Consider the following 15208-nt stretch of genomic DNA (forward strand, 5'->3'; position numbering starts at 1 on the left):
GGCCGCCGCCGGCCGGCAGCGTGCCACCGGCCCGCTCGCCCGGCGCGCTGGGCGGCAGCCCGCCGGTGCTCGGTCCCGCCACCCCACCGGGTATGCCCCGGGCGGGTACCGCACCGATACCGATCGTCACCCGCGCGCCGCGCACGGCCGACGCTCCCGGGCCACGGGGTGGGCCGGGCGGTCCCGACGGCCCCGCCAGCGCCGGCGGTACCGGCGGCACTGGCAAGGAGAGCGCGGGGTATCACAACCCCGCCCATGTTGATCCCCTCACCTCCCCACTGGGGGAGGTCGTCCGAAAGATGAAGAAGGACACCTGGTGAGCGCAGGCGGGAGCGAGCGGAGTTCGCGTCCGAGGTACGAGGACGGGGACGCAGGGAGCGGGTCGCCGCAGCGAACCGGTGATGTGGTGAGCGCAGGCGGGAGCGAGCGGCCCGAAGGGTCCCAGGGGCATGGCGGGTCGGAGCCGGACACCGGCTCCCTGCAGCTGTCGTCGGAGCGTGCGTGGGACGGCACTGGTCAGACCGCGGCCGGTAGTCGGGCCGTGCGCCTGATGCTCGAGGACGGACGCAGCTTCGCAGGGGAGGCGTTCGGGGCGTCGGGGGAGGCGTTCGGTGAGATCGTCTTCGCTACCGGCATGACCGGGTATCAGGAGACGCTGACCGATCCGTCCTACCACCGCCAGATCGTGGTCATGACCGCGCCGCATATCGGCAACACCGGTATGAACGACGAGGACGACGAGTCGTCGAAGATCCATGTGGCCGGCTTCGTGGTTCGCGATCCGAGTCCGATCGCCTCCAGCTGGCGCTCGCGCCGGACCCTGGACGACGCGTTGGTGGCCGCCGGCGTGGTGGGCATCAGCGGCGTCGACACCCGGGCACTCACCCGCCACCTGCGGGAACGTGGAGTGATGCGGTGCGGTATCGCCGATGCCGCGCAGGACGCGGACATCCTGTTGGCGTCGGTGCGCGCGAGCCCGCGGATGGCCGGTGCGGATCTGGCACCGGAGGTCAGCACGCGGGAGCCGTACGTGGTGCAGGCTGCGACCGGTGTGCCCATGTTCAGGGTTGCCGCGCTCGATCTGGGCATGAAGCGGTCGACGCCGCTGGCGCTGTCCGCGCTCGGTTGTCAGACACACGTCCTGCCGGCCCACGCCGGTGGCGCCGCGTTGCTCAACCTCGCCCCGGACGGGGTGTTCCTGTCCAACGGCCCGGGAGATCCCTCGACCGCGGACTACGCGGTCGAGGCCGTGCGCGTGGTGCTGGACGCCGGAATTCCGATCTTCGGGATCTGCTTCGGCAACCAGGTGCTGGCCCGAGCGCTGGGCTTTGAGACCTACAAGCTGACCTACGGCCACCGCGGTGTGAACCAGCCGGTTGCCGACACCGCGACCGGCCGGATCGCGGTGACCAGCCACAACCACGGTTTTGCCGTCCGGGCACCGCGTGACCGCGTCACCCGGACGCCCTACGGGCCGGTCGAGGTCAGCCATGTCGCGCTCAATGACGGCGTGGTGGAGGGTCTGGCATGTCTGGATGTACCCGCTTTCAGCGTCCAGTTTCATCCTGAGGCGGCTCCTGGGCCCCACGACGCGCACGATCTGTTCGAACGGTTCCGCGATCTCATGGCGGCATTCCGGTGAGCACACGTGAGCGACACGGCGGGCCGGGTACACCCGCGCAGGCGTACGCGCAGGGATTGCGACGGGAGGTCATGCGCTGATGCCGCGGCGAGAAGATCTGAGCAGCGTCCTGGTCATCGGATCAGGGCCGATCGTCATCGGTCAGGCCTGCGAGTTCGACTACTCCGGTACCCAGGCCTGCCGGGTGTTGCGTGCCGAAGGCCTGCGGGTGGTGCTGGTCAACAGCAATCCGGCCACGATCATGACCGACCCGGATCTGGCGGACGCCACCTACATCGAACCGATCACACTTGACATGGTCACCAAAATCATCGACCGGGAGCGGCCCGACGCGCTGCTCGCGACGATGGGTGGCCAGACCGCGCTGAACACCGCGGTCGCGCTGCACGACTCCGGTGTCCTCGACCGGTACGGCATCCGCCTGATCGGCGCGAACATCGACGCGATCCGTGCCGGTGAGGACCGTCAGGCGTTCAAGGACATCGTCGCGTCGGTTGGTGGTGAGACCGCCCGCAGCGCCATCTGCACGACGCCGCAGCAGTGTCTCGACGCCGCCGATGAATTCCAGTACCCGGTCGTGGTGCGGCCGAGCTTCACCCTCGGCGGCGCCGGCAGCGGTTTCGCTCATGACGCCGGTGAACTGCGCCGGATGGCCGCGGACGGCATCGCCGCGAGCCCGTCCTCGGAGGTGCTCGTCGAGGAGTCCGTCCTCGGCTGGAAGGAGTTCGAGCTTGAGCTGATGCGTGACTGCGCCGACAACGTGGTCGTGGTCTGCTCGATCGAGAACATCGACCCGATGGGCGTGCACACCGGCGACTCGGTGACGGTGGCGCCGGCGATGACGTTGACCGACCGCGAATACCAACAGATGCGGAACATGGCCATCGCGGTCATGCGTGCGGTGGGCGTCGACGCGGGCGGCTGCAACATCCAGTTCGCGGTAGACCCGGCCACCGGGCGGCTCGTCGTGATCGAGATGAATCCCCGGGTGTCCCGGTCGTCGGCTCTGGCCTCGAAGGCCACCGGATACCCGATCGCGAAGATATCGGCGAAACTCGCGCTCGGTTACACCTTGGACGAGATCCCCAACGACATCACCCGCACCACACCGGCGGCGTTCGAACCGGCGCTGGACTACGTGGTGGTGAAGGTGCCCCGCTTCGCCTTCGAGAAGTTCCCCGGGGCGGACCCGACGCTGACGACCACGATGAAGTCGGTCGGTGAGGCCATGGGCATGGGGCGTAGCTTCGCCGAGGCGCTGCAGAAGGCCCAACGATCCCTGGAGCAGCCCAGCGCGGTGTTCTCCTTCGCCGGCGGGACCGCGGACGCAGACGAGCTCCTGGAACAGGCCCGCATTCCGCATGACGGGCGGCTGCGTACGGTCCAGCAGGCACTGCGGGCCGGCGCTGACCCGGCCCGGGTCACCGAGGTCACCGGCATCGATCGCTGGTTCGTCGAGCAGATCGCCGGCATCAACGAGATCGCCGCGACCATCAGCCGCGACTCGGCGGGGATCCTGCGGGCCAAGCGTGCGGGTTTCTCCGACGCACAGCTCGCCGAGGTTCTGGGGACCAAGGAGGACGTGGTCCGCACGTTCCGGCACCGCGCCGGTATCCGGCCGGTCTACAAGACGGTCGACACCTGCGCGGCCGAGTTCGCCTCCGCCACGCCCTACCACTATTCGTCCTACGATTCCGAGACCGAGATCGCCGTCGGCGACCGGCCGCGGGTGATTGTTCTGGGTAGCGGGCCGAACCGGATCGGGCAGGGCATCGAGTTCGACTACGCCTGCTGCCACGCGGTGATGGCGCTGTCGGCCGCCGGCTACGAGACGATTATGATCAACTGTAACCCGGAGACGGTGTCCACCGACTACGACACCGCCGACCGGCTCTATGTGGAGCCGCTCACCGTCGAGGACGTCCTGGAGGTCGTCCACGCCGAGCGCCGGGCCGGCCCGCTGGTCGGGGTGATCGTTCAGCTTGGCGGTCAGACTCCGCTGGGTATCGCGGCGGCGCTCGCCGCCGCCGACGTCCCGATCGTCGGGACGCCCCCGCGCGCGATCCACATGGCCGAGGACCGCGGCCTGTTCGGGCGGGTGCTTGCTCGGGCCGGGCTGCCCTCACCGCCGCACGGGGTGGCGACGTCCTATGCCGAGGCCCGGACGGTGGCGGAGCGGATCGGTTATCCGGTGCTGGTACGGCCGTCCTACGTGCTCGGCGGGCGCGGGATGGAGATCGTTTACGACGACCAGATGCTGCGGACCTACATCGAGCGGGCGACCGAGATCTCCCCTGAACATCCGGTGTTGGTCGACCGGTTCCTCGACGATGCCGTCGAGATCGACGTGGACGCCCTCTACGACGGCACGGATCTGTACCTCGGTGGCGTGATGGAGCACATCGAGGAGGCGGGGGTCCACTCCGGGGACTCGGCCTGCGCGCTGCCACCGATCACACTGGGCCGCGCCGACCTGGAGCGGATCCGGGAGTCCACCCGGCTGATCGCGCAGGGGGTCGGGGTGCGGGGTCTGCTCAACGTCCAGTACGCGCTGCAGTCCGACGTCCTGTACGTCCTGGAGGCCAACCCGAGGGCGTCACGCACCGTGCCGTTCGTGTCGAAGGCGACGGCGGTGCCGCTGGCGAAGGCCGCGGCCCGAGTGATGGTCGGTGCGACCATCGCGCAACTGCGTGCGGAGGGGCTGCTGCCGCCCCGCGGCGACGGCGCGACGCTGCCGGTGGATTCCCACATCGCGGTGAAGGAGGCGGTGCTGCCCTTCGGCCGGTTCCGGGATGCCGGTGGGCGCGGGGTGGACACCATACTCGGACCCGAGATGAAGTCTACCGGCGAGGTCATGGGCATCGACGCGGGCTTCGGCACCGCCTACGCGAAGTCGCAGGCGGCGGCCTACGCCTCGCTGCCCACCTATGGCAGGGTGTTCGTCTCCGTGGCCAACCGTGACAAACGTGCGATGATCTTTCCGATCAAGCGGCTCGCGGATCTCGGTTTTGTGATCTATGCCACCGAGGGAACCGCGGAGGTGCTGCGTCGCAACGGAGTGAAGGCAGTTGTGCTTGGAAAGCACTCGACGCCGAGTGCCAATCTGATCGACTGTGTTGATATGATCACATCTGGTCAGATCGACCTTGTGATCAACACGCCGTGCGGGGTGGGGCCGCGACTGGACGGATACGAGATTCGAACGGCGTGTGTGGTGATCGGCGTGCCCTGCATCACCACGATCCAGGGCGCGGCCGCCTGCGTGCAGGGGATCGAGGCCCTGGTCCGCGGCGAGATCGGCGTCATGCCGTTGCAGAGCTTCCATGCGGATCTGCACGCCGCATGGACCGATCGGGATGGGTCCGGTGTAACTGACGTCACCGGTGCCCCGTTGCGGACCCTTTCCCCCGACCTCCAGCTCGCTGACGTGGCCCAGCCCGCCGATTCGCAGCCCGCTGATGCCCGGCCCGCTGATGCCCACGCCATCGGGGAGGTCCACGGCGCCCAGGACGAACAGGGCGCGACCGGCCGGGTCACACCGGCCACGACGCCTGGGCTGACCGGCTGACGGTCTCACACGCTGACGGGGTGACGGGGTGACGGGGTGACGGGGTTGCCGGGGACACGGCTGGCCGCGTGGACGTCGCGGCCCCCGGTGGCGGTCGCGCTGGACGTACCCGACGGGCCGCAGGCGTTGCGCCTTGCCCGCGCGGTGGCGCCCCACGTCGCCGTGGTGAAGGTCGGCTTGGAACTGTTCTACCGCGAGGGGCCGACGATCGTGACCGCGCTGTGGGACGCGATCGGAGGTGCGCCGGGGCCGGGCACGGCTGCGCGGGACAGGATCGGCCTCTTCCTCGACCTCAAGTTGCATGACATCCCCCACACGGTGGCCGGGGGGATGCGTTCGGTGGCCCGTCTCGGTCCCAGATACGTGACGGTGCACGCCGCGGGCGGCGCTGCGATGGTGCGGGCGGCGGTCGATGCCGCGCCGGATGTCGAGATCGCCGCGGTCACCGTCCTGACGTCGCTGAGCGGTGCCGAGCTCGCCTCGTCCGGGTTCGGCGGGCCGCCGTCCGACGTTGTTCGCCGTCTTGCTGTGCTGGCGGTGGCCGCTGGCGCGCGGGCCGTAGTATGCAGTCCGCAGGAAGTGTCGGCGGTGCGCGCTGAGGTCGGCAACGATGTGACTCTTATCACTCCCGGAGTCCGGCCGGCGGGCGCGAACGTCGACGATCAAGCGCGCACCGCGACGCCCGCCGCGGCCCTTCGGGCGGGTTCCGACCTTCTGGTGGTGGGGCGTCCGATCATTGCCTCGAGCGATCCGCGGGCCGCCGCGGCTCGGTTTGTGACCGGTAGCTGACACCGTCACTGTGCCGCTGACCTGGTGTGACGTCACACAGGCCCCGATTGGGCCATCTCGAGGCGATCTGCCCGGTACGGTGGGTTCTCGAGCGACCGAAAGCAAACGGTACGGCGCGGGCAACGCGATTCATCCGGACATCCGGGCACAGTCTTGTGGACAATAGTCCGAGGATGTACCCGTGCTACCGACTGGACCGAGACGCCCGTTACTCGCTAGTTTGCGCGGCGCCGCGATCACCCGAAAGAAGGAGGCGTACCCGTGCCCCTGCCGCCCCTGACGCCCGAGCAGAGGGCTGCTGCCCTCGAGAAAGCTGGGTTGGCGCGTAAGCAGCGTGCAGAACTCAAGGAGCGGCTCAAGAAGGCGGAAGTGTCACTCGCGTCCGTCCTTGAGAGAGCCGACACCGATGAGGTCATTGGAAAGATGAAGGTGGCCGCTGTTCTCGAATCCCTGCCCGGCGTCGGTCGTGTCCGTGCCACGAAGATCATGGAACGACTCGCGATCAGCGACAGCCGTCGCCTGCGAGGTCTTGGTGCCAAACAGCGTGCCGCACTGGTTCAGGAGTTCACGGCAACCTGATCACTACCAGTGTCCGGCAGGTCTGTGCCGCACATCCTCGGCCGTCGTGGGTCGGTGCGGCGTCTCGGTAATGGCGAGAACTTCGCGCCGTCGGGCCGCCGTACCGACTGTTTCTTTGCCCGCGCACAGGAGTTCAGGGTTCCGCCGGGCTTCGGCAGCGCGAAACGAGCCGATCGGTTGGCCAAAGGGTGTGCGATCTTGGTTTTGTCGCACGCCCGGCGGCCTTGAAGAGTCTGGTTGGCCAAAGGGTGTGCGATCTTGGTTTTGTCGCACGCCCGGCGGCATTGAAGAGCACCCGGAGTCTAGGGTGTGATGATGCGGCTCACCGTTCTGTCCGGTCCGTCGGGTGTCGGGAAGGGGACCGTCGTCGCCGCGGTGCGCCGGCGCCACCCTGAGGTCTGGGTCTCGGTCAGCTGCACGACACGCGCGCCCCGGCCGGGCGAGACCGACGGGGTGGAGTATCGCTTCGTCGACGCCGAGGAGTTCGCGTTGATGGTCAAGAGCGGTGAACTTCTGGAGCATGCGATGTTCGCGGGTCACGCGTACGGGACGCCGCGCGCGCCGCTGGAGGAACGGCTGGCCGCAGGGGTACCCTGTCTGCTGGAGATCGAGCTGCAGGGCGCCCGCCAGGTGCGTTCGAGCATGTCAGACGCCCGGTTCGTCTTCCTCGCCCCACCGTCCTGGGAGGAACTGGTCCGCCGGCTGGTCGATCGGGGCACGGAGGCGCCGGAAGTGATAAGACGCCGGCTCGACCGCGCGCGCATCGAGCTCGCCGCCGAAACGGAGTTCGACGAGGTCGTGGTCAACGACGACGTGACGACGGCGGCGGCGCGACTGGTGTCCCTGATGGCTGCCAGTTGACGGCTACGCGTTGATGGGGACGAGTTGGCGGCGACGACCCGGGGGGCTGCGCGCCGACAGGCCGGGGCCTGCTCTACGCTGAAGGGCAATATTGTTGTGAGGCAATATTGTGGTGCGTCGTGGGTTGATCGTGGGTTGATCGTGAGTTCGCGGGTTGATCGTGGGTTCGCGCTACACCGGGGCTCATGACGATCCAACCGCTCCCCGTCCGCTCCCGCCAACCCCGAGCATGCTGGCGGCTCACCACGAGCTGACAGCCCCTGTGTTTTCCGGAAGGACACCGTGTCCGGCACTGTCGCGCAGCCCGAAGGCATCACCAACCCGCCGATCGACGAGCTCCTGGAAGCCACCGACTCCAAGTACAGCTTGGTGATCTACGCGGCCAAGCGGGCCCGCCAGATCAACGCCTACTACTCGCAGCTGGGTGAGGGCCTGCTGGAGTACGTCGGACCGCTGGTGGAAACGGCCAGCGCGCAGGAGAAGCCGCTGTCGATCGCATTGCGTGAGATCAACGCCGGCCTGCTGACGCATGAGACCGTCATCGAGCCGCTGCCACCGGTCTCCTGACCAGGCATCGCCCGCAGTGACCGGGTCCGCTGCTCTGATCGTGCTGTCGGGATGACGGGATGACGGGATGACGGGCGAACCGGTCGGGTCGTGCGCGAGTCCGCGACGCCCCCGCATCGTGCTGGGCGTGGCCGGCGGGATCGCGGCCTACAAGGCGGTCGAGGTGCTTCGTCAGCTGACCGAGACCGGGCATGACGTACGGGTCGTACCGACGGACGCGGCGTTGCGGTTCGTCGGTGAGCCGACCTGGGCCGCGTTGTCAGGCCATCCGGTGTCAACCGAGGTGTGGACCGACGCCGCGCAGGTGGCACACGTACGGCTGGGGCGCGAGGCCGACCTCGTCCTGGTCGTCCCGGCCACGGCGGACCTCCTCGCACGCGCTGCGACCGGACGCTGCGACGACCTGCTGACCGCCACCCTGCTCACGGCGCGCTGTCCGGTCGTGTTCGCGCCGGCCATGCACACCGAGATGTGGGAGCATCCGGCGACCCGGGCCAATGTGGAGACGCTCCGGGCCCGCGGCGCTGTGGTCATCGATCCGGCGGTGGGCCGCCTGACCGGCGCGGACTCCGGAGCGGGCCGGCTCCCGGAACCAGCGGAGATCGCGTCGGTGGCCCGGGCGGTGCTGACCCGCAACGGGCTCGCACCGGACCTGACCGGGCGTACGGTTGTGATCAGCGCTGGTGGTACCCGCGAACATCTGGATCCGGTCCGTTTCCTCGGCAACTCCTCGAGCGGCCGGCAGGGCTACGCGCTGGCCAGGGCGGCGCTCGCCCGGGGCGCGCAGGTCGTCGTCGTGGCGGCCAACGTGGCTCTTGCGGAGGTCGCGGGAGCCCGTACCGTTCGCGTGGTGTCCACCGCACAGCTGCGGGCGGCCGTGCACGCGGAGGCGCCTGCGGCCGCCGTGGTCATCATGGCGGCTGCGGTCGCGGATTTCCGGCCCGTCAACCGGGCGACCCATAAGATCAAGAAAACGGACGGTGATCCCCAGCCCGTCACCCTGGTCCGTAATCCGGACGTGCTGACCGAGCTGGTCGCCGCCCGCCGGCCCGGTCAGGTGCTCGTCGGCTTCGCCGCGGAGACCGGCGCGCCAGGGGTCGACCTGCTCGACCTCGGCCGGGAGAAGCTCGCCCGCAAGGGAGCGGACCTGCTCGTGGTCAACCAGGTCGGTGACGGCCTCGGTTTCGAGGTCGAGGACAACGCCGCCGTGGTGCTCGGCTCGGACGGCACTGAGACGGTGATCGAACGGACCAGCAAGGATCTTCTTTCGCACCGCGTGCTCGACCTGGTGGTCAGCCGACTCCCGCCGCTCGATGGCACTGTTATCGCTGTTGCCGACGGTGTCCGTCGGTAGACTGCGCCGGAATCGACTGGATCTCCCAGGGGGTCAGAACGTGGCGACGCGCCTGTTTACGTCCGAGTCCGTTACCGAGGGGCATCCGGACAAGATCGCTGATCAGATCAGCGACTCCATCCTCGATGCAATGATCAAGGATGACCCATACAGCCGGGTCGCGGTCGAGACTCTGATCACTACTGGTCAGGTCCACGTCGCCGGTGAGGTCACCACGGACACCTATGTGGACATCGCGGCCGTCGTCCGGGACCGCGTTCTCGAGATCGGTTACGACTCGTCCAAGAAGGGCTTTGACGGCGCGTCCTGTGGCGTGAGCGTGTCGATCGGCTCGCAGTCGCCCGATATCGCTCAGGGTGTCGACAGCGCCCACGAGACCCGGGTCGGCGGATCCAGCGACGACGAGCTGGACAAGCAGGGCGCCGGCGACCAAGGGCTGATGTTCGGCTTCGCCTGTGACGAGACTCCCGAGCTGATGCCGTTGCCGATCGCACTGGCGCACCGGCTCGCCCGCAGTCTGGCCGCCGTGCGCAAGGACGGAAAGGTCGGCTACCTGCGTCCGGACGGCAAGACCCAGGTCACGATCGAGTACTCGGCCGGTCGGCCGGTTCGGCTGGACACCGTGGTCGTGTCCACCCAGCACGCGGCCGACATCGATCTTGACACCCTGCTCGCGCCGGACGTCGCCGAATACGTCGTCACCCCGGAGCTGGCCGCACTCGAGATCGCTACCGAGGGGTACCGGCTGCTGGTGAACCCGACCGGCAGGTTCGAGGTCGGCGGCCCCATGGGAGACGCCGGTCTCACCGGACGCAAGATCATCGTGGACACCTATGGCGGGATGGCCCGGCACGGCGGCGGCGCCTTCTCCGGCAAGGACCCGTCCAAGGTCGACCGCTCGGCCGCGTACGCGATGCGCTGGGTCGCCAAGAACGTCGTCGCGGCCGGGCTCGCCCGCCGCTGCGAGGTCCAGGTGGCCTACGCCATCGGCAAGGCGCAACCGGTTGGTCTGTTCGTCGAGACCTTCGGGACCGGCACAGTGCCCGACGAGCAGATCCAGGATGCCGTGACCACTGTTTTCGACCTGCGGCCAGCTGCGATCATCCGGGATCTGGATCTGCTGCGGCCCATCTATACCCAGACCGCCGCATACGGTCACTTCGGCCGCCCGGAGATCGACTTCACCTGGGAGTCGACATCGCGCGCGGATCTCCTGGCGACCGCCGTCCGCGGGTAGCTCCGAGGCGCCACCGGATCTGTCGGAGGCGCCTGATACTAAACGAGGTATGCCCGAACAGCCTGGCGTTCGCAGTGGGCGGGATGCGCCGGGCGGCGCATCCCGCCCACCGGCGCCGGGCGAGCCGTCCCGCCGACCCGCGAGCGCCGGGACGACTCGGCGTCCGGCGCGGTCCACCGGCCTGGGTGCGCCGCAACCGGCGGGTGACCTGCCGGTCGCCAGGGTCGCGGTGGACGTCTCACCTGCCCACCTGGATCGGCTGTTCGACTACCTGGTGCCGGCGCAGTGGGCGCAGGCAGCCGTTCCCGGCGCGCGGGTCCGGGTCCGCTTCGCCGGTCGGCTCGTCGACGGGTTCATCCTGAGCCGGTGCGAGCGGTCGGACCACACCGGCACGCTCGCGTTCCTGACCCGCGTGGTGTCGCCGGAGCCGATCCTCGCGCCTGAGATCGCGGAACTGGCTCGGGCGGTGGCCGACCGCTACGCCGGGACCCTCACCGACGTGCTCCGTCTCGCCGTCCCGCCCCGGCACGCCCGGGTGGAGAAGGAGTCGCCGCCAGCTACTGACGTGCCAGTTACTGACGTGCCTGCCGCTGACGTGCCTGCTGGCGCCTGGTCGCAGTACCCCCAGGGCGAACGGCTGTTGGGCGACCTGGCCGCCGGTGGCAGCCCCCGAGCGGTGTGGTGGGCACTTCCCGGGCCGTCCTGGCCGGCGATGGTGACCGCGGCCGTGGCCGCCACAGTCCGATCCGACCGGGGTGCCCTGGTCGTCGTGCCCGATCATCGGGACATCGACCGTGTCATGACCGCAATGGGGGATGTCCCCGGCGCGGCGGGCTGTGTCGCGCTGCGCGCCGACCTCGGCCCGGCCGAACGGTACCGCCGATTCCTGGCCGTCAGCCGCGGGACCGTGCAGGTCGTGGTGGGCACCCGCGCCGCCGTGTTCGCGCCGGTCCGCGACCTCGGCCTGATCATCGTCTGGGACGACGGGGACGATCTGCACGCCGAACCGCGCTCTCCCTACCCGCACACCCGCGACGTCGCCGTGTTGCGCTCTCGGCAGCAGCGGTCGGGCCTGCTCATCGGAGGGTGGTCGCCGTCGGCCGACGCACAGGCACTGGTCAGCGTCGGCTGGGCCGGCGCGCTGACCCCGCCGCGGCCGATGGTACGGGCCGCCGCCGCCCGGGTGGAGGCCACCGGTTCGGACTTTGAAGAGGCCAGGGATCCGGCGGCGCGGGCCGCGCGGCTGCCGTCTCTTGCCTGGCGGGCGGCCCACGACGCGCTGGCCGCCGGCACGCCGGTGCTCGTCCAGGTGCCGCGGCGCGGGTACCAACTTTCACTGGCCTGTGCGGGCTGTCGTCGCCCGGCCCGATGCGGCCACTGCCAGGGTTCGCTCGGGCGTCCGAGCGGCGCCGGGCCACCCGCCTGTACCTGGTGCGGACGCCCCGCCGTCGACCTCTCCAGCCAACCGCCGGCGGGGGCAGCCGGGTGGCGGTGTCCGTCCTGTGGTGACACCCGGTTGCGGGCAACCGTCGTCGGTGACCGGCGGACGGCCGAGGAACTCGGCCGCGCGTTTCCGGGCATCACCGTGCGCACGTCGGGCCGCGACGGTGTGCTGGCGAGCGTCACGGCCACGCCCGCACTCGTGGTGGCCACTCCCGGCGCCGAGCCGCTCGCCGACGGCGGGTACGGCGCGGTCCTGTTGCTCGACACCTGGGCGCTCCTGGGCCGCGCGGACCTGCGGGCCGCCGAGGAGACTCTGCGGCGTTGGTGCGCGGCAGCGGCACTGGCACGACCAGCCGCCGACGGCGGCCGGATCGTCGTCACCGCCGATATCGGTCTGGCCGTGGTGCAGGCTCTGACCCGGTGGGACCCGGGTTGGTTCATCCGTCGTGAGCAGGACGAGCGCGCGGCTCTCGGCTTTCCGCCGGCGACCCGGATCGCCGCTGTCGAGGGCGCCGCCGGTCCGGTCGCCGAACTGATCGCCGCCGCGGAGCTCCCGGCCGGTGCCGATCTCCTCGGCCCGGTTCCCCTGGAGACCTGGGGACTTCGGCCTCCGGCGATGCGACAGAACCACGATCGCATCGCCTTCGGCCCTCTAGATGAGGTGGGCAGGCCAGCCGGCAGGGTCGCGGCCGGGCAGTCCGGGGCCGGGGAGTCCGGGGCCGGGGAGGAGCGGCGGGAACGTGTTCTGGTGCGGGTCCCCAGGGCAGATGGCCAGCAGCTGGCCGTTGCGCTTAAGGCCGCGCGCGGAGTGCTCGACGCCCGTCGGTCCGCGCCGGTACGGGTCATACTCGACCCGATCACCCTGTTGTGACGGGCGCCGCATCCGGGTAGGCCCGGACGCGTGCAACCATAGTGTTTTGGACCATAGTGCTTTCGTCGTCGTGCTGTCGTGCCTTCGCGCCCTCGGGGCTGCCGCGACAGCCCGTAGCATGGATTCTCTTCATGGGTGTGGCGCCACGGCCCCCGCTCTCGACATGTGTATCCGGAAGGGGTGCGACAGTGACGGTGCGGGAGATCCGACTGCTGGGAGACCCGGTGTTGCGAACGGTGGCCGATCCGGTCACCACGTTTGACAAGGAGCTTCGCCGGCTCGTCGCAGACCTCACCGACACGATGCACGAGGCGGAGGGGGTCGGGCTGGCCGCGCCGCAGCTCGGTGTCTCACTGCGGGTGTTCACCTTTGACGTGGACGGTGAGGTCGGGCACCTGGTCAACCCTGTGCTGGGGCCGTTCAGCGAGGAGATGATGGACGGCGAGGAGGGCTGCCTCTCGCTACCCGGCATCGCGTTCGAGCTGAAGCGACCGGACCGGGTGCTGGCAGTCGGCCAGAACGTCCACGGTGATCCTGTCGCGATCGAGGGCAGCGGCCTGATGTCACGCTGCGTCCAACACGAGACCGACCATCTGGACGGGGTGCTGTTCATCGACCGACTGGACCGGATCACAAAGAAGGCGGCGATGAAAGCCATCCGCGAGGCGGAGTGGGCCGGGCAGGCCGCGCCGGTGGTCAAGGCATCGCCGCATCCGCTGTTCGGGCGCGCTCGCTGATGCGGTTGGTGTTCGCCGGTACTCCGGCCGCCGCGCTGCCGAGCCTGCGGGCGCTGCTTGATTCTCCTCGACATGAGGTCGTCGCCGTGGTGACGCGTCCTGACCGTCCGGTCGGTCGCGGTCGAAAGGTCGCCCCTTCGCCGGTCCGGGCGCTCGCGCAGGAGGCCGCGGTGGATGTGCTGACGCCTGAGCGCCCGCGCGATCCCGCCTTCCTTGCACGCCTCGCTGACATCGCACCGGAGTGCTGTCCGGTGGTGGCCTATGGGGCGCTGCTCCCGCGGGCGGCCCTCGACATCCCCAAGTATGGCTGGATCAATCTGCATTTCTCACTGCTGCCGGCGTGGCGCGGGGCCGCCCCGGTGCAGCATGCTCTGCTCGCCGGGGACGAGGTGACCGGGGCGTCGGTCTTCCAGATTGAGGAAGACCTTGACACCGGTCCGGTGTACGGGACCCTCACCGAGACCATCGGCGCCCATGACACCGCCGGTGACCTACTGGAGCGGCTGGCTGACGCTGGCGCTCGGCTGCTCACGGCGGTGTTGGACGGTATTGACGACGCGTCCCTGCATGCCCGGCCGCAGCCGGGCGAAGGTGTGTCGATCGCGCGCAAGCTGACCGTGGCCGATGTGCGCATCGACTGGTCCGCGCCGGCCTTTCACGTCGATCGGCTGGTCCGGGCGGCCACGCCGGCACCCGGTGCCTGGACGACGTTTCGCGATCATCGGATCAAGCTCGGCCCGGTGCGTCCGCTGTCCACGTCGGACGACTCGACGGCCCAGACCCAGGCGCCTGGGCGGATCGTCGTGCGCGCCGGCGACGGCGCCGGCGAGATCGCCGTCACAACCGGCGGCGGGGTCGTCCTGCTGGGGGATGTGCGTCCCGAGGGACGCCCGTCCATGACCGCCGGTGCCTGGGCACGTGGCGCCCGGTTGACCGACGGCGAACGGTTCGCGTGAAACGGGCCACCGCCGCCGGATCCGGCACGTCGGGCCGCGCCGCGTCGGCGTCGGGCCGGGCCGCGTCGGGCCGGGCCGCGCCGGCGCCGGCGCCGGCGCCGGCGCCGACACGCTCGCCACGGGCCGTCCCGGCCGATCCCGCGCGGCTGCTCGCGTGGGAGGTACTGCGAGCGGTCGACGAGCGTGGCGCATACGCCAACCTGCTGTTGGCAGCCCTGATGGCTCAGCGCCGGCTCTCGGCCAGGGATCGAGGATTCGCCACCGAGTTGACCTACGGCACGCTGCGTGCCATCGGTATCCTTGATGTCCTGCTCGGGACGGCTGCCAGTCGGCCGGTCGACGCCGTGGACCCGAAGGTGCGCGACGCCCTGCGGCTCGGCGTCTACCAGTTGCTGTACACCAGGGTGCCGACCCGCGCGGCGGTCGCCTCAACGGTCGACCTGGTTCGCTATACCAGTGGTGAGCGGCCGGTCCGGTTCGCCAACGCGGTCCTGCGGCGGGTCGCGTCGCGGGTGGATGAGACCGGTGGCGACCTTGCGGCCCTGCTCGCCGCACCCCGCTACGACGACGACCCGATCGGCCATCTCGCGATGGTCACCGCCCA

At 69.9% G+C, this 15208-nt stretch carries 12 protein-coding genes and 1 pseudogene; all 13 read left to right on the plus strand.

The window, feature by feature from the left end:
• Positions 1 to 320 (plus strand): annotated as a pseudogene (locus U9978_RS18005) (hypothetical protein); the annotation flags it as partial.
• Between the two features lie 230 nt (positions 321 to 550).
• Positions 551 to 1642, plus strand: a complete 1092-nt coding sequence (carA, locus tag U9978_RS18010; RefSeq protein WP_322762332.1) for a glutamine-hydrolyzing carbamoyl-phosphate synthase small subunit — start codon at positions 551 to 553, stop codon at positions 1640 to 1642.
• 79 nt (positions 1643 to 1721) lie between these two features.
• Positions 1722 to 5210: a carbamoyl-phosphate synthase large subunit gene (carB, locus tag U9978_RS18015; RefSeq protein WP_322762307.1), complete on the plus strand. Its 3489-nt coding sequence runs from the start codon at positions 1722 to 1724 to the stop codon at positions 5208 to 5210.
• 36 nt (positions 5211 to 5246) lie between these two features.
• The gene (pyrF, locus tag U9978_RS18020; protein ID WP_322762308.1) at positions 5247 to 5999 is read left to right on the plus strand and encodes an orotidine-5'-phosphate decarboxylase; all 753 of its coding nucleotides are present in this window, start codon (positions 5247 to 5249) and stop codon (positions 5997 to 5999) included.
• A gap of 261 nt (positions 6000 to 6260) precedes the next feature.
• Positions 6261 to 6578 carry an integration host factor, actinobacterial type gene (gene mihF / locus U9978_RS18025; RefSeq protein WP_322762309.1) on the plus strand — a complete coding sequence of 106 codons (318 nt, stop codon included), beginning with the start codon at positions 6261 to 6263 and terminating at the stop codon, positions 6576 to 6578.
• A 315-nt stretch (positions 6579 to 6893) separates the two neighbouring features.
• Positions 6894 to 7439: a guanylate kinase gene (gene gmk, locus U9978_RS18030; protein ID WP_322762310.1), complete on the plus strand. Its 546-nt coding sequence runs from the start codon at positions 6894 to 6896 to the stop codon at positions 7437 to 7439.
• A gap of 282 nt (positions 7440 to 7721) precedes the next feature.
• Entirely contained in the window at positions 7722 to 8006 is a 285-nt protein-coding gene (gene rpoZ, locus U9978_RS18035) for a DNA-directed RNA polymerase subunit omega (protein WP_322747524.1), read from the plus strand.
• 67 nt (positions 8007 to 8073) lie between these two features.
• Positions 8074 to 9360 carry a bifunctional phosphopantothenoylcysteine decarboxylase/phosphopantothenate--cysteine ligase CoaBC gene (coaBC, locus tag U9978_RS18040; RefSeq protein ID WP_322762311.1) on the plus strand — a complete coding sequence of 429 codons (1287 nt, stop codon included), beginning with the start codon at positions 8074 to 8076 and terminating at the stop codon, positions 9358 to 9360.
• 40 nt (positions 9361 to 9400) lie between these two features.
• Positions 9401 to 10597 (plus strand): methionine adenosyltransferase, encoded by a 1197-nt coding sequence (gene metK / locus U9978_RS18045; RefSeq protein ID WP_322762312.1) that lies wholly within the window; start codon positions 9401 to 9403, stop codon positions 10595 to 10597.
• A 49-nt stretch (positions 10598 to 10646) separates the two neighbouring features.
• A complete protein-coding gene (locus U9978_RS18050; protein WP_322762313.1) occupies positions 10647 to 12911 on the plus strand; it encodes a primosomal protein N' in 2265 nt (754 codons plus the stop codon).
• Between the two features lie 188 nt (positions 12912 to 13099).
• Entirely contained in the window at positions 13100 to 13648 is a 549-nt protein-coding gene (def, locus tag U9978_RS18055) for a peptide deformylase (RefSeq protein ID WP_322762314.1), read from the plus strand.
• Complete coding sequence (gene fmt, locus U9978_RS18060) at positions 13648 to 14604, plus strand: methionyl-tRNA formyltransferase (RefSeq protein WP_322762315.1); 957 nt, start codon at positions 13648 to 13650, stop codon at positions 14602 to 14604. Before def ends, fmt begins: the two co-directional genes overlap by 1 nt.
• On the plus strand, positions 14601 to 15208 hold a 608-nt coding region (locus U9978_RS18065), incomplete at its 3' end, for a transcription antitermination factor NusB (RefSeq protein WP_416211026.1). The genes fmt and U9978_RS18065, both read left to right, overlap by 4 nt.

Origin of the sequence: Protofrankia sp. Cr2 (genome assembly GCF_963555885.1) — a bacterium.
Taxonomy (GTDB): Bacteria; Actinomycetota; Actinomycetes; order Frankiales; family Frankiaceae; genus Protofrankia.